The organism is Pantoea sp. C8B4 (assembly GCF_051336905.1).
Lineage (GTDB): Bacteria > Pseudomonadota > Gammaproteobacteria > Enterobacterales > Enterobacteriaceae > Pantoea > Pantoea rwandensis_B.
The window spans coordinates 583,155-609,116 of the sequence record NZ_JBGMNK010000001.1; the positions used below are offsets into that span (position 1 = coordinate 583,155).

Below are 25,962 nucleotides of genomic sequence, written 5' to 3' on the forward strand. Positions count from 1 at the left end.
CGCCAGATAAAGTCGCTGCATCTAGACTCATGTTTAACGATCCCCTATCCTTGCCTCGTCATGCTTACGGGAGGTGTTTTACATGACTACTGAAAAACCAGAAGAGGCGATGACCTTCGGTGAATTGCTGGCATTAATTGCTGAACAGCAGCGACGTTTAACGGTGCTGGAAAATGCCTTTGCCAGTTTGACGTTCTGCCTCGACGATCGCGCCAGTCAGTTACTGGTGCATAATCTGTCGCTCGAAGCGCAAAACCAGAACCACGACGCACAGCTACAACAGCACTTTACTCGGTTGGCAGAAGAGATTCAGCGGCGTAATGGTCAGGTACCTCCGGCAGAACAAGCCTGAAGCCTTCCCCTTTTTTCGGCATAAAGTTTTCCCTTAACGCCGCCGATAACTACGCTATAGCCGCTGTTCAAGCTATTGAATAAATGCCCAGCACACCGGGCACTTTATTATTCGACAAAAGTCGCATTCTGAACGCATTTATTATCGTTCTCTTTTTAATCGCCACACGTTTTAACTATTGTACCGCCTGTTTCATGTTATAATTGTCCCGCTAGTGCAAGAAAAGCCGCATTGAACCTCAAGAAGCACTTCGTTTAACGAGTAATAAGGAGGTTATAATGGACAGAAATAAAGACGTCATTCAGACTCATCCGCTGGTTGGATGGGACATCAGTACCGTAGACAGTTATGACGCCATGATGATCCGCCTGCACTCGCTATCATCGCAGGATCAGAAAGAAGAAGAAGCTGACGTGGGCCCCACCTACTGGCTGACTACTGATGTAGCCAGACAGTTCATCTCGATACTCGAAGCTGGCATTGCAAAGATTGAGTCCACAGAGCAATACCTACGCGATAATCAAAAGCACTAATTTCTTACTTCGCGTGAAAGGGCACCCAATAGGGTGCCTTTTTCATGGGCGTGATTTTTTTGATATGCTGTTGAAAAATTTCGTCGTTTGGCAGGAGTGATGTGGTTATGGTTTATGATCTGATTGTGGTGGGCAGTGGATCGGTGGGTGCCGCCGCCGGTTTTTACGCAACCCAGGCAGGCTTATCGGTATTGATGATTGATAGTGCCCATCCTCCGCACAGCCAGGGCACACACCACGGTGAAACACGCCTGATCCGCCATGCCTATGGCGAAGGTGAACGCTACGTCCCGCTGGTGCTGCGCGCACAAACCTTGTGGGATGAGCTGGAACGTCAGAGCGGTGAACGCATCATGCATCGAAGCGGCATCCTCAATCTGGCCCCCCTCACCTCCTCATTTATCCAGAATGTCATCGACAGCGCCAAAACATATCAACTGGAAGTAAAAATCCTGCAGGCAGACGAAGTGCGCAAGCGCTGGCCGCAGATCTCTGTGCCCGACGGCTACATTGGGGTATTCGAACCTCACTCCGGCTTCCTGAAATGTGAGCAGGCCGTTCGTAGCTGGATACAGCTGGCTGAACAGGCGGGTTGTGCGCAACTGTTTAATTGCCCGGTGAGTGAAATCGCACGCGATGGCGATTTGCAGCAAGTCACTACCCGCGACGGCGTGTTTCGCGCGCGTAAATTATTGGTCAGTGCCGGTACCTGGGTGAGTGAACTGGTAAAAGATCTGCCGTTACAACCGGTGCGTAAAGTCTTCGCCTGGTATCAGGCAGATGGTCGATACAGCGAGAACAACCAATTTCCTGGCTTCACGGTGGAGATGCCTGATGGCAGTCACTTTTATGGCTTCCCTGCCGACAATAATGCATTAAAAGTGGGGCGTCACGATGGCGGGCAGCTGATGCAGAAACCCGAAGATCGTAAACCTTTCGGCAGTATCGCTGCAGACGGCAGTGAAGCCTTCAGCTTCCTGCGTCAGTTCTTACCAGGGGTTGGCGTTTGCTTACACGGTGAGGCCTGCAGCTATGACAACACACCTGACGAAGACTTTATTATAGATACCCTTCCAGGCGAGCCCAATCGATTAATTATTACCGGCTTGAGTGGACACGGATTTAAATTTGCCAGCGTATTAGGTGAACTTGCCAGTGAATTTGCCCAGGATAAGCCCTTCTCCTTTGACCTGAAGCCATTTTCACTTTCGCGCTTTACTTAACGTTGTCTCGCTGGCGCCCCAGGCGCCAGTATTATTGACGCAAGCTGACATTAATAGTTTTTTCCTGACATTTTAACGTTAAGATTGCCGCATTAGGTGTAGCAATATTCAATTCAATTTTATTTCCCCGCCAGCCGTACAGCCATCGTCAATATTTCTGACGCAGACATCGATATAAACGCACAATTTCCGAATGTCTTGTTAAATTTTATAGAAAGGTAAGCTTAATTGCTTTCATATTTCAAAATATGGATGCTTATTACCCTCTATTTCCAGATATGGATTCACTTTTATGTGGCGTAACTCCAAACAACATTTCGGGCTAGTGACCATTATGTTGCATTGGCTAATGGCGCTGGTCATTTACGGCATGTTTGCTCTGGGTCTGTGGATGGTCGGATTGGGATATTACGATGGCTGGTATCACAGCGCCCCGGAAATCCACAAAGGTATTGGCATCCTCCTGTTTGCCACATTACTGCTGCGCCTTGGCTGGCGTGTTATCTCTCCCCCGCCCGCGCCCTTACCACACTATTCCCCCTTAGTTCGCCGCTCCGCCAGCCTGACTCACGGGCTGTTGTATGGCTTGTTGTTGCTGCTACTGCTAAGCGGCTACCTGATATCGACCGCCGATGGCAAAGCTATCTCTGTGTTTGGATGGTTCGAAGTGCCCGCCCTGTTAAGTGGAGCAGGTGCACAGGCCGATTTGGCTGGCGCTCTGCATTTGTGGCTGGCCTGGGGGTTAGTGCTGTTTTCCGCCCTGCATGGGCTGGCTGCATTAAAACACCATTTTATTGATCGAGACGTCACATTGAAAAGGATGCTGGGTTACCGCATCCCGTTAACCTCTGAAAAGGAGAAGTAAAATGCTTAAGAAGACGCTACTGACACTGAGTGCCGCCAGTCTGTTAGGCACCAGTTTGCTGGCCAGCGCAGCAGACTATAAATTTGATAAAGAAGGCCAGCACGCCTTCGTACAGTTCCGTATTCAGCACCTGGGTTATAGCTGGTTATACGGCACATTTAAGGATTTTGACGGGACTTTCACCTTTGACGAAGCCAACCCTGCGAGCGATAAGGTTAACGTCACCCTGAACACCGCCAGCCTCGACACTAACCATGCCGAACGCGACAAGCATATTCGCAGTGCCGATTTCCTTAACACCGCCAAATTCCCGCAAGCGACTTTCGCCTCAACGGCAGTCAAAAAAGAGGGTAACGATTACAAGATCACAGGTGATCTGACGCTCAATGGCGTGACGAAGCCGATCACCCTGGATGCACGCCTGCTGGGCGAAGGAAAAGATCCCTGGGGTGGCTATCGTGCCGGCTTTGAAGCTAACGGTGAAATTGTCTTGAAGGATTTCAATATCACTAAAGATCTTGGACCGGCATCGCAGAAAGCAGAGCTGATTATTTCAGTGGAAGGTGTGCGGCAGTAAGGCAGTAAGGCAGTAAGGCAGTAAGGCAGTAAGGCAGTAAGGCAGTAAGGCATTAAGGCATTAAGGCAGAACCAGCCTAAGGTCATGCGATCTCAGGCTGGATGTCGTTTACTTTTTCTCTGGCGCGGGAATCGCCATCGTCATATTGAGTAAACCACGCGACTTGTTGAACACTTTATTACCGTTTTCACGGCCTGCGCGGCGTGAACGCTGCTCTTCCGGTGTTAATGTCGCCTCTTCCATGCACAGCGGGCTGCAGCAGTTGTGGTATTTCTCCGCACAGCTCGGGCACTGGATGAACAACAGATGGCATCCGTCATTGACGCAATTAGTGTGACTGTCGCACGGCACGCCGCACTGGTGGCAACTGGAGAGGATATCGTCAGAAATACGTTCGCCCATACGTTCATCAAACACAAAGTTTTTGCCTTTGAAACGGACAGGTAAACCCTGCTCACGCGCACGGCGAGTATATTCAATGATGCCGCCTTCAATGTGGTAAACATCATTGAAGCCTTTGTGTTTCATCCACGCACTGGCTTTTTCGCAGCGGATCCCGCCGGTGCAGTACATGACAATTTTTTTGTCTTTATGCTCCTGCAGCATATCCACGGCCATCGGCAGCTGATCGCGGAAGGTGTCGGCGGGGACTTCCATCGCCTGATCGAAATGGCCCACTTCGAATTCGTAGTGATTACGCATGTCGACAAACACCGCATCGGGATCATCCAGCATCGCATTGACGTCTGCGGCTTTCAAATAGGCACCGACATCGCTGGCATCAAAGCTTTCATCTTCAATGCCATCGGCCACGATGCGCTCACGAACTTTCAGGCGCAGTACCCAGAAGGATTTGCCATCATCGTCCAGCGCAATGTTCATTCGCAGGTTATTTAACGCCGGATCAAACGCATACAGTGCGGTTTTCATGGCTTCATACTGGCTGGCAGGCACGCTGATTTGCGCGTTGATCCCCTCTTTTGCCACGTAGACGCGTCCAAATACCTTGAGCTTTGTTAGCGCAACGTAGAGGGCATCACGGAAGGCTTTCGGGTCGGCAATCTGGAAGTACTTATAAAAAGAGACTGTGGTACGCGGCTCGTTTTCAGCCAGCATACGTTCTTTCAGCTCTTTATTGGAAACAAGGTTATGTAACACTGGCATGGTGTTCGATCCTGTTAGCAATCAGAGAAATTTAGCGCGCACATGATACCTGAATTCCGCTCGATGCAAAGCCCCTGGTCAGATAATCCTGAATGGCGTGATTACCGACGCAATTCTCCGCCGCCGTTGTAGATTAATGCGCAATCTGACTGCCTTACACCCGCCTGCAGGCTATGCTTGATTTCAGTCAGCACGAAAAAATGGCATAATCACGACAAATAACAGAAACCGGACTCTCTGGCACAAGACGCAGGATACTGACATTTCCATGACTCAACTTCCCCAATTTTCCCGTGAACTTCTTCACCCGCGTTACTGGCTGGCCTGGATAGGTATCGGCTTTCTTTATCTGCTGGTGTTACTTCCTTACCCGGTGCTGCATACGATTGGCTGTGGCCTGGGCCGCATTGCCATGCGCTTCTTAAAACGTCGTGTGCAAGTCGCGCAACGTAACCTGGAACTCTGTTTTCCGGATATGCCTACCAGCGAACGTGAAGCCATGGTGAAGCACAACTTTGAATCGGTTGGCATGGGGCTGATTGAAACCGGTATGGCGTGGTTCTGGCCTGACTGGCGTATTCAAAAATGGGTGGCCACTTCCGGGCTCGAACATGTCAGCCATGCGCTTGCGGAAAAACGCGGCATTTTATTGATTGGCATGCATTTCCTGACGCTGGAGCTAGGTGCGCGCGTGTTTGGCATGCACAACCCAGGCATTGGCGTGTACCGACCGAATGACAATAAGCTCATCGACTGGCTGCAAACCTGGGGACGCATGCGCTCAAATAAGAGCATGCTGGATCGTAAAGATCTCAAGGGCATGATTCGCGCCATGAAGAACAATGACATCATCTGGTACGCTCCTGATCATGATTACGGCCCGCGTAGCAGCGTGTTTGCCCCTTTCTTTGCCGTGCAGGATGCCGCAACCACCACGGGCACGCATATGTTGATTCGATTGGGCAATCCCAGCGTGATTCCGTTTCTCGCTCGCCGCCTGCCCAACGGACGCGGTTATGAGCTCAAAATGATGCCTGACATTCGCCATAAGTTCTCGCTCGAGAATGAACTCGATACCGCTATCGTGATGAATAAAGTGGTAGAAGAGACCGTTCTGTTGGCACCAGAGCAGTACATGTGGTTGCACCGCCGTTTTAAAACCCGCCCTGAAGGTCAACCATCGCTGTATTAATGTGATGTGGAGCACAGTCCGTGCTCCACGCTTTCCTGAGAAAATTTGCGTTATTTCACGACGATAGTCTGTCAATTTTAGTCAAACCGGACCAGTCTGAATTCAGGCTGATGGCATTGTTCGGTCCATATTTAACTTTATCCATGGAGCAGAATAACCTGTAGAAATGCAGAATATTAATCTTTGTTAACGATATGTAAACACTAAAATGCGCATCTCTTTGAATTCTCATCCAGCAGCATCAAAAAGCTTCATCCATCGAAACAGGTGGTCACGGATCTAATTTTGACGCATTCCAGGCCTATTCCTATTTAATATTGCTGAATGCTTTTGATCCGCTTATCAATCCAGTAAAATTAACTTACATAACAAGGTATTGTCTTAGTTCACCCTCTCTATATTCTGTTTCTATAAAAGAAGAGCTATGCTTATTCCTTTCTGGAATTTGTTAGCGAAATCGATTCCAGTTAATTTCAACCGTGACAGTTAGCCAAATAACTGCCCTTCTAAAAATATAAAAAGATTACACACAGCAAATATATCGCAGGAACCTATAATATGAATAAAGGCATCTATTACTACGTGACAATCAGTACTGATCAAGAGGGCTACCACCTCTTGCATCGGAAAGAGTGTAAACGTCTACCCGTTAAGGAGGATATGGTTTTTATCGGTACGCTCTATAATTTAAATCAGGCTTTATCAACCGCTCGTATTAATTTTAAAAAGGTGAAACCCTGTATTAAATGCTGCATTCGTTACTCTGCTCCTATTATTCGCGAGTCAGTACGTCCTGTACTGCATTTCCCGCAAAAGATGATCTAAACGGTTTGGGCGGTTGAATTGCATTCATCCGCCCGCCGTTATTCTATGCCCGTCCTGCACACTTCCATTTTTCGTCTATTCTTCTGTGAAATCCCTTTCAACAGACATGGAGTTCATTATGAGCTTATACAGCACGCTTGAAGAAGCTATCGACGCCGCACGCGAGGAGTTTCTCGCCAGCCAGACGGATGTACACGAGGACGATGTCAGCGTGAGCCAGTTCTCGCTACAAAAGTACGTGATGCAGGATGGCGACATCATGTGGCAGGCAGAGTTCTTTGACAGTGAAGGTGAACAAGGTGAGTGTTTACCGATCTGCAGCGGTGAAGCAGCTCAGGCGGTATTTGACGGCGATTTCGACGAGGTGGAACTACGTCAGGAGTGGCAGTCGGAAAACACCCTGCACGAGTGGGATGAAGGGGAATTCCAGCTGGAGCCACCACGCGATCTTGAAGAGGGTGAAGCTGCGGCAGAGGAATGGGAAGATGACGATAGCCCATCGGATAAATGGGCGTAAGCGTTACTCGTAAGGGCCGTGGCTGGCATCGACGGGCAGCAACAGCGTATCCATCACCAGCGAGAGTGGCAGATCAAGGATGGTCAGCACGCGCCATGGCCCGTCACGCACATCCCATTGCACACCGGGATAATACTGGCTGCCATGTCCCTGTCCTGGGATGGTTCGGCTGATAATACTGCCGCAACCGCTCAGCACGAGTGTGGTGGCACACAATACGGTTAATTTAAGGAAATAATTCACAACATTTACTCACAATGAACTGGCGTTAGTTTAACCGGGTCACGGGTGGAATAACTACACCTGCGCGCGTAAAGATTGTGTTAGTCAGAATGTTGGCAAAAAAAAAGCGGCATCGCTGCCGCTTTCAGGGTTTTCAAGGTTAGCGCTGTGGAAGCGCCTCAGGATTGAGTTTCAATTTCTGATAACTCTCCACCCATTGATGATATTTCTCTGCACTTTCCCACAGGCGTGAGTGCACGCGCGCCAGCACTACTGGGTCACTGATCAACTGCAAACGTTGTTCACGGTTGAGTTTCTCAGGCGCATCGCTCAGAGCCTGGTCGACACGACGGTCACGCGCATGATCAAGCAACGCACTCTGTTTATGGCGCGACGTGGCCATTGCGGTTGCCAGGGCGTTGAATGCCGGGTTGAACAAGGCGTGCATAAAGCCATTCTTCAACGCACGTTCGCGATTCAGTTGCAGGTAGTGATCGGTATCAACCAGTTCTTTCGGTGGTTCATACTCTTCCGGGATCAGGAACAGCTTCGCATTCTTACTCTTCTGCCCCACCGTTGCACGGCTCGACATCACCGACACAAACGGCGACAGGATCAGTGAGAATACAATCGGCGCCAGCCACCACAGGAAGTTCAGATCGAGCACACCCATACCGGCCGCCCAAACAATACCTAACAGCATCTGAGAACCATGACGACGGAAAGCTTCGCCCCATGGTGTGGCATCGTCATCACGCTGCGGTGAGTTCCACACCACTTCCCAGCCGAGGAACGCGCTGACCACGAATACCGTATGGAACAGCATACGCACCGGTGCCAGCAGCACCGAGAACAGCATTTCCAGAATCAGCGAGCAGAACAGGCGAATGGCACCGCCGTACGGCTTGGCACCTTTGAACCAGATCAACACCACACTGAGCAGTTTCGGCAGGAACAGCAGGACCAACGTGGTAGAGAACAGCGCGATCGCCAAATCAGGACGCCACTGCGGCCACACCGGGAACAGCTGGCGCGGTTGCAGGAAGTAGGTCGGTTCCATCAGCGTATGTACCACCTGCAACGCGGTGGACAAGGCGAGGAACATAAACCACAACGGCGCTGACAGATAAGACATCACACCGGTCAGGAACACTGCACGGTGAACCGGGTGCATCCCCTTCACCAGGAACAGGCGGAAGTTCATCAGGTTACCGTGGCACCAGCGACGGTCACGCTTCAGTTCATCCAGCAGGTTCGGCGGCAGTTCTTCATAGGAGCCCGGCAGATCATAGGCGATCCAAACGCCCCAACCCGCACGGCGCATCAGCGCGGCTTCAACGAAGTCATGCGACAGAATTGAACCGGCGAAAGAGCCTTCACCTGGCAGCGGCGCTAGCGCACAGTGCTCGATGAAAGGCTGAACACGGATGATTGCGTTATGCCCCCAATAGTGCGATTCACCCAACTGCCAGAAGTGCAGACCGGCGGTAAACAGTGGACCGTAAACACGGGTGGCGAACTGCTGGCAACGTGCATACAGCGTATCCATGCCTGACGCTTTTGGCGACGACTGGATAATACCGGCGTTCGGATTGGCTTCCATCATGCGCACCAGGCCGGTGAGACACTCACCGCTCATCACGCTGTCGGCATCCAGCACCACCATGTAGCTGTAATTGCTGCCCCAGCGACGGCAGAAGTCATCGATGTTACCGCTTTTACGCTTCACACGACGACGGCGACGGCGATAGAAAATCTTGCCTGCGCCTCCGACATCACGCACCAGCTCCATCCAGGCTTTCTGCTCAGCGATGGCGATATCCGCATCGTAGCTGTCGCTCAGAATATAGACATCGAAGTGCTCGGCATTACCGGTGCGCTGCACCGATTCCCAGGTGGCACGCAGACCGGCGAATACGCGTTCAACGTCTTCGTTACAGATCGGCATGATCAGCGCAGTACGATGCTCCGGATTGAGCGGCTCATCACCGGTGGTCGAATACGAAATGCTGTACTTGTCGCGACCCATCATCAACTGCAGGAAGCCCATCAACGCGGTCCAGAAACCCGCGGACACCCAGCAGAACAGAATGGCAAACAGGAACAATATCCCGGTTTGCAAAATGTAAGGCAGGATCAGCTCTACCGACTGCAGCCAGTTCTGGTTAAACAACTCGATCGGATCGAGCAGCGTCCAACCCTGATAGGGCAGAATGGTTTTCATGTACCAGGTCGCCACTACCGTCTGCAAAATCGTCAGAATCAGCAGGACATAACGGCGCATAGAACCGACATGACGCCACTTATCCTCGGTCTTTTGCTCTTCCGCTGTGGCATAACGCGGCGTGGATTTTTTCCCACGCACAGAATCCCATGCACGCGCGATAGGGTTGGTGCGCCAGATCTCAGGGAACATCAGCGAGCGCTTCACTTTAGGCATCGCCTTCAGCGTAGTGCGGTCGAGATAATCCTTACTGAGTTGTTGACCCTCAGCCAGTGAATCCGGCCAGGCCATCTGTACGCGTGATGACACCGATTTTAGCGGCGCATCATCCGGGCGATCGCTGGCGGCAACATCTTGCCCCAGCGCCGTATGAATAGCGTGAAACGCCTGGGCATTCTGTAACGAATCACTCAGACGAGCGCGCCCCGCCGCATCAAGCGGCAGGGCCTCCACGTAAGATTGAGGTAAAAAAGTCGATTTATTCATTGGCAGGTAGCTGATAGCTCCAGGTTTCCGTCAATGTCTTGTCGCCGCTCACCAGCGCCGCACGCATTTCGGTCGGCTGCTTGTTATCTTTCACGCGCAGACGCAAGACCAGACGCCAGCCTTTAGTCACCGGGTTGTAGCGCACACTCTGCTCAACCACGTCGGCGTTGTTGCCCACACTGACCTGAGGCGCAACCTGGGTATTGTCCGGCAGTTTGCTCATCGCTTTACCGACGAAGTCGATGGTAAAGGCGATAGAACCATCCGGTTGACGCACCAGGTTAGACTGCTTCACATCACCCGCAGAACGCAGTGTGTTTTTCACCCAGGCCACATCATCCTGATGCAGTTGGTTTTCATCACGCGTGAAGTGCAGACGATACTGGAAGTTCATCTCTTTGCCCGGCTCTGGCAATGACTCTGGCGTCCAGAAAGCCACAATGTTGTCGTTGGTTTCATCCGCTGTCGGGATTTCGACCAGTTCGACACGGCCTTTGCCCCAGTCACCCTGTGGCTCAACCCAACCGCTTGGACGCAGATCGTAGCGATCGTCGAGATCCTGGTAATGGCTGAAATCACGGCCACGCTGCAGCAAACCGAACCCTTTCGGGTTTTCGATGGTGAAGGTGCTCACCGCCAGGTGTTTCGGGTTGTTCAGCGGACGCCAAATCCACTCACCGTTGCCCGCGTGAATGGACAGCCCATTCGAGTCATGCAACTCGTTACGGAAATTGGTCACCGGTGAAGGCTGGTTAGCGCCAAACAGGAACATACTGGTTAGTGGTGCCACGCCCAGTTTGCCGACGTTATCACGCAGGTAAACTTTAGACTGCACATCCACCGTCGACTCTTTGCCAGGTTTGATAATGAAGCGATAGGCACCGGACGCACGTGGTGAATCCAGCAGTGCGTAGATCACCAGCTGCTTGTCCTGAGGTTTTGGACGTTCAATCCAGAACTCTTTAAAGCGTGGGAACTCCTCGCCTGATGGCAGCGCGGTATCAATGGCCAGGCCACGCGCAGAAAGACCATACACCTGACCTTCGCCAATCACGCGGAAATAGCTGGCGCCCAGGAAACTGGTGATTTCGTCGTCTTTACCCTTTTTGTTTAAAGGATACAGCACTTTGAATCCGGCAAACCCGAGATTCTTGACGGAATCAGCATCGTGTTTCACGTTGCCGAAGTTGAAATAGTCAGGGTTATATTTGATTTCACGTACCGATGAGGCGGTGACTTCATTAATTTTCACCGGCGTATCGAAATACATGCCCTGATGGTAAAACTCGAGCTTAAACGGCGTGCGCAGTTTGCCCCAGTATGCTTTGTCGTGGTTAAACTGGATCTGCTGATAATCCGCAAATTTCATATCACGAAACTGAGAGGGTAAATTGCTCTTCGGCGCTTCGTAACCTTTCCCTGCCAGCGCCTTGGCTTGTTTTGCCACATCATCAATGTTGAACGCCCAGCTATTGTTGGCGTACAACGCCAGCAGAACTGCCGCGCCTACCCAGCGCATTTTTAACAGTCCCACTTTTTTATTCACATTATTTAGCACATCCCCCCCTTTCGTGTGCTCAGATCAAACCCGTTTATCTTAAAGGATTATTCGGTTTTCCGACAGCTTATGCACAAGATTGTTCCGCTGATTTGTAAGCTGAAAGTGTGCTTTTCGGATAATTAAACCCTTCAGGTTAAGATACAGAATCACCTGATAGTATACGCTGTTTACAGGCGGTAGAATTTTCATCCAGCATAATCCGGTTTCAGGGTGAAACCGGCAAGTAAACTGACAAATTGGAAGCTTATGAGTTCAGCAAAACCCGAACGCGAATATTTTCTCGACTCCATTCGAGCGTACTTAATGTTATTAGGCGTGCCCTTTCACGTCTCGTTGATTTACTCCACACAGCGCTGGGCCGTGAATAGCCACGATGCCTCGATGTGGTTAACCGTTTTGAATGACTTCATCCACGCCTTCCGCATGCAGGTGTTCTTTGTTATTTCTGGTTATTTTTCCTACATGCTTTACCTGCGCTATCAGCCTCAACGCTGGCTGAAGGTCCGCATGGAGCGCGTGGGGATCCCGCTGTTAACCGCCATTCCGCTCATTACCCTGCCGCAGTTTTTTATGCTAAAAAATCTGACCGACAAAGTGGGTAATTGGGACAGCTTTTCTCTGTATGACAAGTACAACACGCTGGCGTGGGAACTGATTTCTCATCTGTGGTTTTTACTGGTTTTAGTGATTCTGACGGCACTCGGCATGCTGACCTTCCGCTGGCTGCGCACTCAGCAGCGGAAGATTGATTATCAGCAGGTAGGCTGGGGGAAACTGACGCTGGCATTGATGGCTTATGCATTGGTCTGGTGCCTGTTCCGCCGCGCGCTGTTCTATGCCGTACCGGCCGTGTTCGCCGATGGTCTGTTCAGCGTGGCCGTGATGCAAACCCTGACGTTCCTGCCGTTCTTTATGCTGGGCGCATTAGCATGGAAACATCAGGCGCTGAAAGCCTTGTTTGTGCGTTTCAATCCGGTGATGTGTTTTGGCGCCATTGCGGTATTTATCGCTTACAGCCTGAATCAGCGATACAGCAGCGGCGATGGCTGGCTGTATGAAATCGATGAAGTGATCTCAACCCTGATGGGACTTTGTATGCTGAATGTCTGCTTTAGCTTTGGCCACAAGCTGCTGAACAGCCATTCACCGCGCATCATGTATTTAGTGAATGCCTCGCTGTTTATCTATCTGGTGCACCATCCACTGACGATTCTGTATGGCATTTACGTTACCCCGCATATTAGCAGCAACACCCTGGGTTTCTTTGTCGGTCTGCTGATGGTGTTTGGGATTGCCTTTATGCTGTATGAAATCCATCTGCGCATCCCGCTGCTGCGTTTCCTGTTCTCCGGAAAACCACAGCGCAATACGGTTAAAGCGCCCTCTGCCACACGGTAATCTGCATCAGCCCCTGCAATGCGGGGGCGATTGTTGTCCGGTGCGCCGGGATGTCCTTGTCATTTACAACAACCACTCCACCGGTAAGCGCCACACCAATCGCACCAGCAGTCGTTGTATCCACGTACACTGCGGCTCATGCTTGTGCACCATCTCACCGGCTTCACCGGCATACTCAACCCAGTTCACCCGCCCCCAGTTGTCCAGACGCAGTGTCCAGGCGCGATCGCGCATCCCGGCTATAAAGCGCTGATGAGTTTGCTGCGCCAGGGCTTCACTCTCAATCACCAGTCCCATTTCGGTATTCAGCACCGCAGAGCGGGGATCAAAATTAAACGAGCCGATAAACACCTTTCGGTTATCGACGGTGAAGGTTTTCGCATGCAAGCTTGAGCCGGAATTACCGGTTAACCCACGGTCATGCGGGGCTTCACTGGCATTAGCTTGTGGCTTCATTTCATACAGCGCAATTCCATGACGCAGCAGCTTTTTACGCCAGCGCGCATAACCTGCGTGCACCACGGACACATCATTGGCCGCCAGTGAATTGGTGAGTATGGCGATTTTGACACCCCGCCGCTTCAGTGCGACCAGATGAGCCACGCCGGCACGCGTGGGCACAAAATACGCTGAGATGATATCGAACTGCTGCTGTGGCGTGCCAATCACCTCCAGCATACGTTGCGGCAACAGGCTGGAACGTTTCGCTTTGCCCAGTCCCTTGCGCGGATCATCACTCAACAGACGCGATTCGGCCCACGTCATCTGCATTGATCCCTGTTCCATTTGGCTGACAAAAGAAGAGTGCTCCAGCCGCGCCAGATAACGCTGAACGGCTTCACTCTGTTGCCACTCTGCCGGTAAACGCACCGCCTGATGGGCATCGCCCGAGACATCCACCACCGTGCGCAAGGGTGAAACCGCTTTGCTCTGCCAGTAGCGCTCGAAATCGTGCGCGACCTGATGTACCACCGGGCCAATCGCCAGCACATCCAAATCGGTAAACAGCGGCTCATCGCCAGTACCGAAATATTCGTCACCGATATTGCGCCCACCGACCAGTGTCACGGCCCCATCCACCGTCAGGCTCTTGTTATGCATGCGTCGATTAAGTCGGGCGAAATCGGTCAGGTAGCCGAGCGCGCGTAGGGTGCGAAAGGAAAACGGATTGAACAAGCGCACCGCAATATTCGGATGGCGATCCAGTTCGGCCAGCGTGTCATCCAGGCCCGGCGTATTGTTGTCATCTAATAGCAAGCGCACTTTGACGCCCCGTTCGGCAGCATCGAGCAGCGCGCTAAACAGCAAACGCCCTGACATATCGTTGTGCCAGATGTAGTACTGCACATCAATGGTGTGTTGCGCCATGCCCATCAACAGATAGCGCGCGGCAAAGGCGTCCAAACCATCGTTGAGGGGATGGACGCCACTCATTTCGGGATGCAGCGCACAACGTGCATCAACAATCTCTCGTAACCCTTCGCCCGATGGCGGCTGCTGAACGGATGCTGCTTCACTCATACCGAATCCCTGAATTCACTGGATCTATTATTGTTGGTCTTGCTCGCGGCGGATGGCAATCAGAGACATCTGCTACTGCTCGCTGACGCGCCTTTAATTTACAGTCTAGACTTAGGCTTGCGTTCTGCCCCCGACGTTTACCGTGAGGAGAGGATGATGACTCAGCAATCCCCGCGCCATCACCCGCAGCTTTTCCGCAGTTTTTTCCAGGGTAGCTTCCCCTGCTCCACCGCCTGTCGCAGTGGTGGCCGGCGTATGGATATGGTGATCAGTAGTGGTCATGACATGTTACTGGAGAAAGATTACGCTGCACTGGCGCAGGAAGGATTACACACTGCCCGCGACGGTGCACGCTGGCATTTGATCGAAGCCACGCCTGACAAATACGACTGGCGCAGTTTTGTACCCATGGTTCATGCCGCCGCACGTCATGATATGCAGATTATCTGGGAGCTGGCGCATTTTGGATACCCGGAACATCTCGATATCTGGCGCAGCGCCTTTGTCGATCATTTTGAGCGTTTCGCACGTGCCATGGCAAAACTGATGCGTGATGAAGGCGTTGAACACCCTTTTTTCACCCCGATAAACCAAATCTCGTTCTGGTCATGGGCAGGAGCCGATGTTTCCTGGCTTGATCCCTATGCCAGCGAGCGCGGCCGCGAACTTAAACGCCAGCTGGTGCGCGCCTCGCTGGCGGCGATGCAGGCGATTCGTGAGGTTTATCCTGACGCGCGCTTTGTGCTCACCGATCCGCTGGTACAAATCGCCGCCGATCCCGACAACCCCGACAGCAAGCCCTATGCAGATGCACAGCATCAGTCCCAATTTGAAGCCTGGGACTGGATTGCCGGGCGCGATGCGCCGGAGCTGGGCGGACGTGAAGATTTCCTCGATATTCTCGGCCTGAATTACTATCCCGATAACCACTGGTTCTTTTCCGGCGATACCATCCCTGCTGAACACGCGACTTATCAACCGCTGCATCGCCTGATGCTGCAGTGCTGGCAGCGCTATCAACGTCCACTATTACTGGCAGAGACCGGTGCGGAAGGTGACGCTCGCGCTCCCTGGCTGCGGCATGTCACGGAAGAGGCGCTGTTAGCACTGGATGAAGGGGTGGCGCTGGAAGGGATTTCGCTCTATCCGGTAGTCGAATATCCGGCCTGGGCAGACGATCGACGTTCACCTGGCGCGCTGTTTGGCCTGGGCGATCCGAATGGCAATCGCACGCTGCACGAAGCGCTGGCGCTAGAGTTGCGCAGTCAGCAAATTAAGTGGCACAAGCGGGAGCAGCAGGATTAAGAGTTTTGCGTCGGATGAACTTTTGGCGGACAGGTTTGTACATCAAGTGTGGGATCGGCGGGATGGCGCACATCAGTCAGCCACGTCATAGTGAACAGAAACACCACGCCAATTAAACAGGCGGAGAGCAGGCCAATTATGGCGATCAGTTTGTCATCTCGGGCTTCCATCGACATCTCCTTGCAGGCTTCCATGAACTGTTGCTGACCTTAGCTCATCCATAATGTCACCATCAGGACGAAGATTATAAGGGTAACAGAGGTCACTGCAAGTACCACAATAGCGAAGTGCGCATCATCCAGAGATTGTCGTAAAGGCTCGTCGTGATCGTCAGGTGGCGCGGGTGAACTCATGTTGACTCAATAACAAAGGACTTTTATGCGCAGGATTGCCGCACTGAGTGTAATGGAATGCGTGGCAAGGTACAGAAATATTTCAGTATAAAAGGACAACAGGGACGCGATGGCGTCCCTGTTAAGCGCGGATTAGAAATCGTAGCTCATGGAGACTTTCAAGGTGCGAGGATCGCCCTGGTAAATGTAGGTGCCGTAGCTTTCTACGCTTGACCAGTACTTCTCATTGGTGACGTTATCAACGCCCACGCGCCAGACCATATCATGGTCGTTCAGCTTGGTGCGGTAACGCACACCGAGATCCAGCGTGGTGTAACTATCCAGCGACTTGGTGTTCTGCGCATCGGCATACTGTGAGCCTGAATGGTTAACATAAGCCGTGGCCGTTAAGCCATCCACCGGTTTGATGTCGTATTCGGCACCCAGAACAAAGTAGTAACGAGGAACGCCAATCGCCTGTTTGCCATTCAATGTGCCGTTAGCAGATTCGGTGATCTGTGCATCCAGCCAGGTGGCACTGCCGTTCAGACGGAAACCTAAAACCGGTTCGCCAAACAGATTCAGCTCAACCCCGCGGTTACGTTGCTCGCCGTTCAGCGCATAAACATTATCGCTGTTAGTGATCGCGTTAGGTTTGCGGATATCAAACAGAGACAACGCTCCACCAACACGATCAAAGTCAACCTTCACGCCCACTTCATTCTGCTTAGAGTGCGCGATCCCGGTGGTTTTACCGTAGTTGGCGGCGGTATTTGGCGCCGCGCTACCCGGTTGCAGGGCTTCGGTGTGGTTAGCATAGAAAGAAACCTCTTTCCATGGCTTATACACCACGCCGTAAGTTGGCATCCAGCGGCTGGCATCAAAGCGAGAATCGGTATCTTCCGCACCTGTGTTGTTATCGTAGCTGCGTACCACGACTTTCTGATGACGAGCACCGGCAGTGAACAATACGGTGTCATCAAAGAAGCCTAAGGTATCGCTGAGCAGATAACCCTGAGTACGCGTGCGGCCCGTGGTCAGCGGATCGTGGTAATCACCACTGCCTGAGGTCGTTTCCGGGACAGCAGTGGTCGGGGTGTTATAAATATTTGTGTCTACTGACGCTGCGCCATAACGCCACGCCGTTTTATTCGCCTGAGTGACAGCAGAATAACCAAAGTTAACTTTGTGGGTGACAAATCCGGTGGTGAAGTTACCGCGAATACCCGTCATGCCACTGAAAGCATCGCTGATACGGTTGGTATCTAAGCGGCCATACTGCGCATCGCCGCTGGCATCGGAGACCGCCGGGCTGGCATACAGGCCAATTTCATGGGAGTGCTGAGCACCCACCGCACCGTACCAGGTCCAGCTATCGGTTAAATCATACTCGGCCTTCGCCATACCGAATTCACTCTCGATATTGCTGTAGACCCAAGGCTGGCTGGTGTTATGCGTGGCAGCTGTGGGGGCAGGAATGAAGTCCAGCCCACTCACGTTGACGCCGATACGGTCACCGTGGAAGGTCTGTTTCTGGTAGCCGACATCCAGTGAGGTACGCAGGCGATCGCCACGGAAATCCAGGCCAAGGGAAGCGGCAGTGGTGCGGCGTTTAGCGCCATGCACTGCGGTATCACCTTCACGATCCAGTACATTGACGCGAACGCCAAACTGATTGTTATCACCAAAACGACGTCCGGCATCAACCGATCCGCCCACCTGAGAAGACGACGTGTAATCCAGGCCGACACGCGCCATTGGCGTATCTTCCGCGTGTTTTGGCTCAAGGTTGATCATGCCGCCAACGCCTGACGTTGCCGCACCGTTAACCAGTGAGTTAGCGCCTTTAAACACTTCCACGCGATCAATCAATTGGGTATCGATGACCTGACGCGGCACGACACCTGGCAGTCCGCCATAGGTCATGTCATCGCCATCCAGCTCAAAACCACGAATGCGATAGGTTTCAGCGTAGTTGCCGTAACCCTGAACGTTCTGCACGCTGGCGTCATTGCGCACGACGTCAGCGATGGTTTTCGCCTGCTGATCCTGAATCATTTTCGAGGTGAAGCCGATGACGTTAAACGGCACGTCCATGGCATTTTGCTCACCCAGCATGCCGAGGCGGCCGCCGTGGGCAATTTGCCCGTCGAGGTATGCGGGCACTAAATCATTGCCGCCGGATTTGAAATCAGCTTGTGGCGTCGCGGTCACGGTCAGCGTCTGCTGTTCGTTTTTGGCCGCGGTTGAAGACGTTGTGGTGTTGGTGGTAGCAGCCATCACTGGCAAACAACCGGCACTGACCAGAACAGCAAGCAGCGTCGGTTTCAGTCCGGGATTGAAAGGCGAAGTACGCATGGATATCCCCTGATACGAAATATATTGATAATCATTTTTATTACGGTTTGCGATTATGCGGAGAGCGAATGCGAAAGCAAGCAAATTCGCTGAACTTTCTTCATCACACGTGGTCAGGTACGCCAGATCGTTAAGAAATCGCAAAGATTGCGACTTTTATAAGCAATAGCCTGCATTTTCACGCATATTTTGTGGGGATTTGAGGCCGGTAAAAATCAGAGGCCAGCGGCTTTATGACCATCGCCGCTGGCTCAAGGAGGGGTTAAGCGTCGCGCCAGCGTTTAAACACCAGCGAGGTGTTGATACCACCGAAGGCAAAGTTGTTGGATTGAATATAATCGGTATCAATTGAGCGTGATTCGCCAATGATGTAGTCAAGATCGCCGCACTCTGCTGCGGGCTGTGTCAGATTCAGCGTGGGCGCAAACCACCCTTCTCGCATCATCTCAATGCTCATCCAGGCTTCCAACGCGCCGCAAGCACCGAGCGTGTGACCAAAGTAACTTTTCAGCGATGAAATCGGCGTGTCATTGCCAAAAATTGCCGCCGTCGCCTGACTTTCAGCGATATCACCCCGGTCTGTCGCCGTGCCATGGGCATTGATATAGCCAATCTGCTCCGGCGTGACGCCCGCCGTTTTCAGCGCGCGTTCGATGCAAATCTGCATGGTTTCACGCTGCGGCTGGGTAATATGTGCCGCATCACAGTTGGTGTGGAACCCTACCAATTCGGCGTAAATGGTGGCGCCGCGTGCCTGGGCATGCTCCAGTGATTCGAGGATCAATGTTCCCGCACCCTCGCCAATCACCAACCCATCGCGCTGTTGATCAAAAGGTGACGGCGATGAATGCGGTGCATCGTTGCGTTGACTGGTGGCAAACAGCGTGTCAAACACCGCCGCTTCGGAAGGACACAGTTCTTCCGCACCGCCTGCCACCATCACGGTTTGATATCCATGGCGGATCGCTTCCCACGCATAGCCAATCGCCTGGCTGCCTGAGGTGCAAGCGCTGGAAGTCGGGATTACCCGGCCGCGCAGGCCAAAGAACAGCCCGGCGTTCACCGCCGTGGTATGCGGCATCATCTGCACATAGGTGGTGCCGGTAATGTTATTGGTGTGCTTTTCCGTCAGCATGGTGGCAAATTCACTGACCGGGCCGGTGCTGCCAGTCGATGAACCATAGGCAATGCCGGTTTCACCGCTGGTCAGCACCGGGTGATCGATCAAGCCGGCCTGTTCCAGCGCCAGCTCGGTGGCGCGCGTTGCCATTAACGAAACACGCCCCATGGAACGAATGCGTTTACGCGTGTAATGCGCAGGCAGTTCGAAATTATCTACCGGGGCACCAAGCAACGTGTGCAATCCGTCGTAAATTTGCCACTCCGGCATTTTCCGCACCGCGTTTTGCCCCTGCTTGATGCGTGCGGCCACCGCGGGCCAGTTTTCGCCAAAGGCGGTGACGCCACCCATGCCCGTAACCACGACTCGCTGCATCACAGCATACCTCCGTTGATTGAAATCACCTGACGCGTAACGTAGCCCGCAATATCCGATAGCAAATAGCTGGCCAGTCCGGCAACTTCCTCAGCCGCCCCCATGCGCTTCATAGGAATGATCTTCAGCGCTTCGTCGATCACCATCGGCTCCAGATCCGTCATGCCGGTGTCAATCAAACCTGGCGCAATACAGTTCACGGTGATTTTGCGTTTTGCTAACTCGATTGCCAGCGCTTTGGTGGCACCAATAATCCCCGCTTTGGCCGCGCTGTAATTCACCTGGCCGCGATTGCCCATGATTCCGGACACCGAGGATAAGGTGACGATTCGGCCGCCTTGACGCAGACCAATCATCGGCATCACACAGGGATGAATCACGTTGTAGAAGCTGTCGAGGTTGGTGTGGATCACGCTGTCCCACTCATCTTCGGTCAGGGCCGGGAAAGCGCCGTCGCGCGTGATACCGGCATTGTTCACTACGCCGTAATAGGCGCCGTGTTCGGCGATATCGTTTTCAATTGCGGTGCGCGTGGCCTCGCGATCGGCCACGTCAAACTGCAGAGTGCGCCCCACTCCGCCCGCATCCGTGATCTCCGCCAGCGTCTGTTGTGCACCCGCTGCATCACGGTGGTAATGCACCACCACGTTGAAACCATCCTGCGCCAGGCGAAGCGCAATGGCGCGGCCAATCCCTTTACTGGCGCCGGTCACTAATACGCTGCGCGTCATGGCTGCATCCCTTGTTGTAATTGATTAAGTTCCTGTTCATCCGGCTGATAGGTATTCAGCCGACCGCTGGCAATGACCGCATCCTGACTGCGGATCTCGCCTTCGAAGCTACCGAGCTTGTCATCACGCATCAGCAAGTGCATCTCCACCCGCAGCGTGCTGTCTGCGGCAAAGGTGGCAGCAGCGGCACGATAGCCGCGTCCACCCAGTAACATACCGGGGCGGATATCCCGATCGCCGCGCTGTCGGGCATGAAAGCCTGACCAGACGCCAACGGTCTGCGCCATGATCTCGACGCCGAACCAGGCGGGCAGTTCGCCCTGCGCATTAAGAAACGGAGCGAGTACGCCCTGGTGGTTGATGGTCACTTCACACACCACGCGCTCGTTGCTGACCTGAATCACGCGATCCAGCAGCAGCATCGGTGCACGGTGCGGCAGATAGTCGCCCACCGGCAGAAAATCAGTCATGAGGCTTTCCTACAATCAGGCAGGTGTTGTTCCCGCCAAAAGCAAAAGAGTTTGAGGCGATGATGGGACGCGCCAGCGGCTGTGGCAAAGTCAGCAGTCCGCAAACCGGCAACGTGCTATCCAGGGTAGTGGCGCTAAAATCCTGCGCCGGTAACGCCAGATTCTGCTGCACGATAAGTGCCGCCAGCGCCGCCTCGGTCGCACCCGCCGCGCCGAGCGTATGGCCCGTTAGGTGCTTAGTGGAACTACAAGGCACGCTATCGCCAAACAAGCGATGAACCACGCCCGACTCGACCTGATCGTTGAGTGGCGTCGCGGTGCCGTGCAAATTAATGTAGCCGATATCCTGCGGATGCAATTCGGCCTGCTTCAGCGCCATCTTCATCGCTTGCTCTGCGCCAATGCCTTCAGGATGCGGAGCCGACATATGCCAGGCGTCTGATGACTCACCCGCACCAAGCAGCGCCAGCGGCTGCGGCTCACGCGTTAGCAGCAGCAGCGCCCCCGCTTCACCGATAGAAATACCGTCACGTTCTGCACTGAACGGCGCACACTGACGCTCGGATAACGAATCCAGGCTGGCAAAGCCGTTAATTGGCATGCGGCTCAATGAATCCGCACCGCCCACCAGCGCCACATCCACCAGACCGGCCTCAATCAAGCGCTGTCCGCTGATTAACGCGCGGGCGCTGGAGGAACAGGCAGTAGAAATCGTGTACGCCGGGCCATCCAGCTCAAGGTAGTGCGCCAGGAAGCGCGACGGATCACCCAACTCTTGCATGCGGTAATCGTAACCCGGCAAGCCTCCGTCGACTTGACGATCGCCCTCGTCCACCCCTGACGTGCTGGTGCCCAGCACCACCGCCACGCGCTCACGACCAAACCGGGCAATCGCCGCATCCACGGCCGGACGGATCTGCGCCAGTGCCGCCAGCAGCAGCTGATTATTGCGCGTGTTATGCGCGGCAAGTGCGTCGGGCACTGACGGCAATTCGCCCGGCACCTCGCCCAGCCAACAGGTTTTACCTTGCTGCAACCAGCCTTCGCGCGGTTGCATACCGGGGGCATAGCCTGACGTCAGCTGCGCGGCAATCTGCTCCAGTGAGTTGCCGAGCGCATTCACCATGCCAAATGCCGAAATGTAGATCATGAGGATGCGTCCAGATGCTGGATTTGAATTTGATAACCGAATGCGCGCTGGTCGATGCTGATCGGTTCACGCACGGTTCCCCGTTGCAGATAGCGAATCAACGTCACTACGTTACCGGCAGGATCGCGCAACTCACGACGATCGCCATCGTCGATTAACTGCCAGCCTGGCGGCAACTGCGGCTGCCATGCACTCAGCGGCCAGTGGCTCAGCATGACATCCGCTAGCACCTGGCTGGCTGGCGGCATTTCGGGCAGCGCCATCATCTGCTGCGTATGAATCCCGTTTTTATCATAGGTCACGCGGAACAAGCGAATGCCCAGTGAGGACAATCCCGCCAGGCTGATTTGCTGTGAATCGGCGCTTAACAGCACCAGCAGTGACTGGGTTTTGCCTTTGGCGTGGCCGGTCAGCAGTTGCTGCTGCTGAAACGCGGGTGAAATGCCCGGCGCAGGCAACGTGACGCGCACGCCCGGCTTCAGCCACGCGGTGGGCCGATTGGATGCGCTGTCATGCTGTGCGCAACTGCTCAACAGCAGACTCAGCATCAACAACAAAGCACCTGTTTTCATCGTTGCTTCCTTTTCCCTGGGGCCAGCGCCAGTGGGGCCAGCAAGAATGCACAAAAGATTCCGCTGCACAGCACCGTGCCAAAACCACTGATCGCCGCCGTGCTGCTGAACACCAGCATGCCCAACGTCAGCAGTGTGGTCATCATCGCCAGCGTGACGGCCAGCATTGAGGTCAGTGGCGTACCGCGCGGATTACTGAAGAACAACGTGTAATTGATGCCGATGCCCAGCACCAGAATCAGCGCCAGCAAGGCAAATAAGTTCAGGCTGGCGCCAATCCAGCCTAATGTTGCCAGCGCTGCCGCCAGCGACAGCCAGGAAGGCAACGCGCTGCGCAAACCTGCTTGCAAACCAAGTCGTACGATATAACTGACGGTAATCAGCAGCAGCGCGAGTGCCAACAGGCCACTCAGCAGTGTACGCCAGAAGCGGAACAGCTCATCGTAGCTGGCTTTGCGATCGACCCAGCTCACGCCCGCCTGCTGCGTGGCTAAGTCTAATAACGCCGCACTGTTTTTCACGCCATTGACCGGCACCAGCACACTGCTGCGTCCATCCGGCAACGAGAGCCACAGCAAACGCCAACCCTCACTCAGCGGACTCGCCAGCCAGTTATCGGCTTTGACTGGCATCGCCGTTAAGTCGGCATGGGTTAACGTGATGCCTGCCTGCGTTAACCGCGCCAGGATAGTTGGCGCGGCCTGCTGCAACAGCTGCAGATCCTGCTGTTGCTGATCCAGCGAATTAAGCGGCAATACGCGATAACCCGCCATCCAACCCTGCTGCTGCGCCAGTTGCAGCTTTGGTGTTAATTCGCTGAGACGCTGCAATGCCTGCTGTTCGTTATCGCCCCATACCACAAACCAGGTTTGATCGGCCTGCTGTTCCGTGAGCTGTGCCAGTTGGCGATCCTGCGCCAGCAGTTTCGCGGGAGCGCTCTGCAGATGGGCAATATCGTCATCGACATGCAGTTGCAGGATACCGCTCAGTGCATAGAGCGCCACCAGCAGTGGCAATCCGACTTTTAACAGCGTGTTACGGCGCCATGCCGCTAACCAGCGCGCCAGCCACACCATGCCGGGGATGGGGCGCACCGGCAGGCCGCGCACCAGCCATGGATAAAAACAGATCACCGTCAGGCAAGAGGCACTTAACCCGCTGGCGGCAAACACCGCCAGCTGGCGCAAACCGGGGAACGGTGCCAGCAACATCAGCAGCCAGGCAATCGCCGTGGTGCCCAGTGCCAGCAGTAAAGTGGCCCGCACCTTGTGCAGGCTTTGCCATGGCGTGGATTGTTCGCCGTGTACCATGCGTTCCGTCAGATAGTACAAGGTATAATCGGCAGAGATGCCGACAATGCTGAGGCTCATCACTAACGTCGTGAGATGCAGCTCACCAAAACAGATCAAGGTCAGCACCGTACCCGCCATCGCGCCTATCGCCACCGAGAGCGCACACAGCGCCAGGGGCCGCAGCGAGCGAAACACCAGCCACACCAGCAGCAGCAAGCCGGCCAGTGTGACGCTGCCGAGCGTTTCGACATCATGCTGCGCGCGCTGGCTGGCATCATCGCTAAACAGCACTGTGCCACGCGTTAACAGCTGCGCATCTGGCCTGCGCGTTTTTAACTGCTGTTCAAGCTGATTGAGGGCGGTCACCAACTGATGACTTTGCTGAATGCTAAAGGCATTGCTCGCCAGTTCACCGTGCAGGAAATACCAGCGGCGCTGTTGGGCGTCATTCACGGTTAACCAGCCGTTATGCAGCACCATTTTGCTGGCATTCTGCTGCAGTGCCAGCTGCGCGCCACGCACCAGCATCAGCGGGTCGTTTTGAATTTCTTTACTGCTCACACCAGCAAACGCTGAGAACAGTTGCGCCAGAATCCAGTCGGCTTGTGCCGTACCGCCGTTTTGCAGACGTGCGCGCGTCAACGGATCGATCAGGCCGTTACGATGCTGGAAGGCGTAGGTGCCCCAACGCTGCAACTGGTCATCATCCAGCGCACCGCTAACCTGTTTCAGCATCGGCAGCGCCTGAAGCTGCGCTTGCCACCACTCTGCCACTTCATCGCCATGCGCATCATCGGCGCTCACCAGCCACACCAGTTGGCGATCCAGCCGTTGCATAAAGCCTTGCTGGATCTCAGCGGGTGCTTGCCCAAGATTTTGTTGCGGCAATAAAGCCAGCACGCTGCTATTCAGCTGGCTGCGCGGCAACAGGATGGCCAGTGCCACCGCCAATGCCAGACATACCGCCAGCCACAGCAGCGCAGCGGTTTTCTCACTGCGCTGGGACAAAACGCGCTCGCTCTTCATCAGTCAGTTGTTTCGGCTCGGTGCGGGTATCACTTAAAGTGATGGCGGTTTTATCGCCCTGCTTATCATCCAGCGTAATGCTGTTAAGGAAGGCTGCGCCTTGCAGATCGATGCGGTTGAAGATTTTGTTCAGCGGTGCCGCCTTAGGCGTCAGGCTGAGCTGCCACTGGTCATTCCCCTTATCGTGGAAATCGAGTTCAAAATTCTCGCGCAGCACCTTTTCGTCGGCCTGAAACAAGGCGCGCAGCAGATGATTGAACTGAAACATCTGAGGATTGCTGTCGGCGGTGATCACCTGCGGCGGCTGACCGCTCATGCTCTGAACCATCCGCTTATCATCGAGAATCAAGGTCATCACAAACGGCGTGGCCTGATGCCACCACAAACCTTGTTGCTGGGCGATTAATAACTGGCCGCGCGACACCAGCGGCTGCGACATACCAGAAATGGTGCGCACCTGCTCGAAGTTGGCGCGGATCACCGGCTGGCTGGCAAAACGCTGCTGCAGCTGATCCAACGTGATGGCCTGTGCACTGGCACACAGCAACGTCAGCATCAGACAAAGAGTTCT

At 53.9% G+C, this 25,962-nt stretch carries 24 protein-coding genes; 10 read left to right on the forward strand and 14 right to left on the reverse strand.

Annotated elements, in window-relative coordinates; all coding sequences use genetic code 11:
* Positions 1 to 82 precede the first annotated feature (82 nt).
* The 5 genes from ACCW76_RS02710 to ACCW76_RS02730 all read left to right on the forward strand — a co-directional run bounded on the left by ACCW76_RS02710 (position 83) and on the right by ACCW76_RS02730 (position 3,550).
* Complete coding sequence (locus ACCW76_RS02710) at positions 83 to 352, forward strand: hypothetical protein (protein WP_038647637.1); 270 nt, start codon at positions 83 to 85, stop codon at positions 350 to 352.
* A gap of 278 nt (positions 353 to 630) precedes the next feature.
* Positions 631 to 885 (forward strand): biofilm formation regulator BssS, encoded by a 255-nt coding sequence (bssS, locus tag ACCW76_RS02715; protein WP_013508627.1) that lies wholly within the window; start codon positions 631 to 633, stop codon positions 883 to 885.
* A gap of 107 nt (positions 886 to 992) precedes the next feature.
* Positions 993 to 2,108, forward strand: a complete 1,116-nt coding sequence (gene solA / locus ACCW76_RS02720; RefSeq protein ID WP_436337653.1) for an N-methyl-L-tryptophan oxidase — start codon at positions 993 to 995, stop codon at positions 2,106 to 2,108.
* Positions 2,109 to 2,400: 292 nt separating this feature from the next.
* Entirely contained in the window at positions 2,401 to 2,973 is a 573-nt protein-coding gene (locus ACCW76_RS02725) for a cytochrome b (protein ID WP_436337654.1), read from the forward strand.
* 1 nt (position 2,974) lies between these two features.
* Positions 2,975 to 3,550, forward strand: coding sequence for a YceI family protein (locus ACCW76_RS02730; RefSeq protein ID WP_045816199.1), 576 nt, complete (start codon positions 2,975 to 2,977; stop codon positions 3,548 to 3,550).
* 108 nt (positions 3,551 to 3,658) lie between these two features.
* Here the strand turns inward: ACCW76_RS02730 and trhO are convergent, their stop codons facing one another.
* Entirely contained in the window at positions 3,659 to 4,714 is a 1,056-nt protein-coding gene (trhO, locus tag ACCW76_RS02735; protein ID WP_038647642.1) for an oxygen-dependent tRNA uridine(34) hydroxylase TrhO, read from the reverse strand.
* Between the two features lie 268 nt (positions 4,715 to 4,982).
* On the opposite strand from trhO, the gene ACCW76_RS02740 reads away from it, so the two are divergent.
* The 3 genes from ACCW76_RS02740 (at position 4,983) to ACCW76_RS02750 (ending at position 7,248) form a co-directional block, all read left to right on the forward strand.
* Entirely contained in the window at positions 4,983 to 5,906 is a 924-nt protein-coding gene (locus ACCW76_RS02740) for a Kdo(2)-lipid IV(A) acyltransferase (protein ID WP_436337655.1), read from the forward strand.
* 558 nt (positions 5,907 to 6,464) lie between these two features.
* Positions 6,465 to 6,731 carry a hypothetical protein gene (locus ACCW76_RS02745; protein WP_034820172.1) on the forward strand — a complete coding sequence of 89 codons (267 nt, stop codon included), beginning with the start codon at positions 6,465 to 6,467 and terminating at the stop codon, positions 6,729 to 6,731.
* Positions 6,732 to 6,849: 118 nt separating this feature from the next.
* Entirely contained in the window at positions 6,850 to 7,248 is a 399-nt protein-coding gene (locus ACCW76_RS02750) for a MysB family protein (protein ID WP_436337656.1), read from the forward strand.
* 3 nt (positions 7,249 to 7,251) lie between these two features.
* Here the strand turns inward: ACCW76_RS02750 and ACCW76_RS02755 are convergent, their stop codons facing one another.
* The 3 genes from ACCW76_RS02755 to ACCW76_RS02765 form a co-directional block, all read right to left on the reverse strand.
* Positions 7,252 to 7,491: a YceK/YidQ family lipoprotein gene (locus ACCW76_RS02755; protein WP_038647648.1), complete on the reverse strand. Its 240-nt coding sequence runs from the start codon at positions 7,489 to 7,491 to the stop codon at positions 7,252 to 7,254.
* Positions 7,492 to 7,630: 139 nt separating this feature from the next.
* Positions 7,631 to 10,180 carry a glucans biosynthesis glucosyltransferase MdoH gene (gene mdoH / locus ACCW76_RS02760; RefSeq protein ID WP_038647650.1) on the reverse strand — a complete coding sequence of 850 codons (2,550 nt, stop codon included), beginning with the start codon at positions 10,178 to 10,180 and terminating at the stop codon, positions 7,631 to 7,633.
* Positions 10,173 to 11,708, reverse strand: coding sequence for a glucan biosynthesis protein G (locus ACCW76_RS02765; RefSeq protein WP_436337695.1), 1,536 nt, complete (start codon positions 11,706 to 11,708; stop codon positions 10,173 to 10,175). Before ACCW76_RS02765 ends, mdoH begins: the two co-directional genes overlap by 8 nt.
* A gap of 279 nt (positions 11,709 to 11,987) precedes the next feature.
* Between ACCW76_RS02765 and mdoC the strand changes: the two genes are divergently transcribed.
* Positions 11,988 to 13,139 carry a glucans biosynthesis protein MdoC gene (mdoC, locus tag ACCW76_RS02770; protein WP_436337657.1) on the forward strand — a complete coding sequence of 384 codons (1,152 nt, stop codon included), beginning with the start codon at positions 11,988 to 11,990 and terminating at the stop codon, positions 13,137 to 13,139.
* Between the two features lie 63 nt (positions 13,140 to 13,202).
* On the opposite strand, the gene ACCW76_RS02775 is transcribed toward mdoC, so the two are convergent.
* Positions 13,203 to 14,660 carry a phospholipase D-like domain-containing protein gene (locus ACCW76_RS02775; RefSeq protein WP_436337658.1) on the reverse strand — a complete coding sequence of 486 codons (1,458 nt, stop codon included), beginning with the start codon at positions 14,658 to 14,660 and terminating at the stop codon, positions 13,203 to 13,205.
* 156 nt (positions 14,661 to 14,816) lie between these two features.
* On the opposite strand from ACCW76_RS02775, the gene ACCW76_RS02780 reads away from it, so the two are divergent.
* Complete coding sequence (locus ACCW76_RS02780) at positions 14,817 to 15,965, forward strand: beta-glucosidase (protein WP_436337696.1); 1,149 nt, start codon at positions 14,817 to 14,819, stop codon at positions 15,963 to 15,965.
* On the opposite strand, the gene ACCW76_RS02785 is transcribed toward ACCW76_RS02780, so the two are convergent.
* From ACCW76_RS02785 to ACCW76_RS02825, 9 genes are all read right to left on the reverse strand, one after another.
* Complete coding sequence (locus ACCW76_RS02785; RefSeq protein WP_197079606.1) at positions 15,962 to 16,135, reverse strand: hypothetical protein; 174 nt, start codon at positions 16,133 to 16,135, stop codon at positions 15,962 to 15,964. The genes ACCW76_RS02780 and ACCW76_RS02785 overlap by 4 nt on opposite strands.
* 315 nt (positions 16,136 to 16,450) lie before the next feature.
* Positions 16,451 to 18,655 (reverse strand): TonB-dependent receptor, encoded by a 2,205-nt coding sequence (locus ACCW76_RS02790; RefSeq protein WP_436337659.1) that lies wholly within the window; start codon positions 18,653 to 18,655, stop codon positions 16,451 to 16,453.
* 262 nt (positions 18,656 to 18,917) lie between these two features.
* On the reverse strand, positions 18,918 to 20,150 hold the full coding sequence (locus ACCW76_RS02795) for a beta-ketoacyl-ACP synthase (RefSeq protein WP_034820199.1): 1,233 nt from the start codon (positions 20,148 to 20,150) through the stop codon (positions 18,918 to 18,920).
* The gene (locus tag ACCW76_RS02800; RefSeq protein WP_436337660.1) at positions 20,150 to 20,881 is read right to left on the reverse strand and encodes a 3-ketoacyl-ACP reductase FabG2; all 732 of its coding nucleotides are present in this window, start codon (positions 20,879 to 20,881) and stop codon (positions 20,150 to 20,152) included. Before ACCW76_RS02800 ends, ACCW76_RS02795 begins: the two co-directional genes overlap by 1 nt.
* Positions 20,878 to 21,351 (reverse strand): ApeP family dehydratase, encoded by a 474-nt coding sequence (locus ACCW76_RS02805; RefSeq protein WP_436337661.1) that lies wholly within the window; start codon positions 21,349 to 21,351, stop codon positions 20,878 to 20,880. Before ACCW76_RS02805 ends, ACCW76_RS02800 begins: the two co-directional genes overlap by 4 nt.
* Positions 21,344 to 22,501, reverse strand: coding sequence for a beta-ketoacyl-[acyl-carrier-protein] synthase family protein (locus ACCW76_RS02810; protein ID WP_436337662.1), 1,158 nt, complete (start codon positions 22,499 to 22,501; stop codon positions 21,344 to 21,346). The genes ACCW76_RS02805 and ACCW76_RS02810 overlap by 8 nt, the downstream gene beginning before the upstream one ends.
* Positions 22,498 to 23,073, reverse strand: a complete 576-nt coding sequence (locus ACCW76_RS02815) for a DUF3261 domain-containing protein (RefSeq protein ID WP_038647671.1) — start codon at positions 23,071 to 23,073, stop codon at positions 22,498 to 22,500. The genes ACCW76_RS02810 and ACCW76_RS02815 overlap by 4 nt, the downstream gene beginning before the upstream one ends.
* Complete coding sequence (locus ACCW76_RS02820) at positions 23,070 to 25,391, reverse strand: MMPL family transporter (RefSeq protein WP_436337663.1); 2,322 nt, start codon at positions 25,389 to 25,391, stop codon at positions 23,070 to 23,072. Before ACCW76_RS02820 ends, ACCW76_RS02815 begins: the two co-directional genes overlap by 4 nt.
* Complete coding sequence (locus ACCW76_RS02825) at positions 25,357 to 25,947, reverse strand: outer membrane lipoprotein carrier protein LolA (protein ID WP_436337697.1); 591 nt, start codon at positions 25,945 to 25,947, stop codon at positions 25,357 to 25,359. Before ACCW76_RS02825 ends, ACCW76_RS02820 begins: the two co-directional genes overlap by 35 nt.
* Positions 25,948 to 25,962 lie beyond the last annotated feature (15 nt).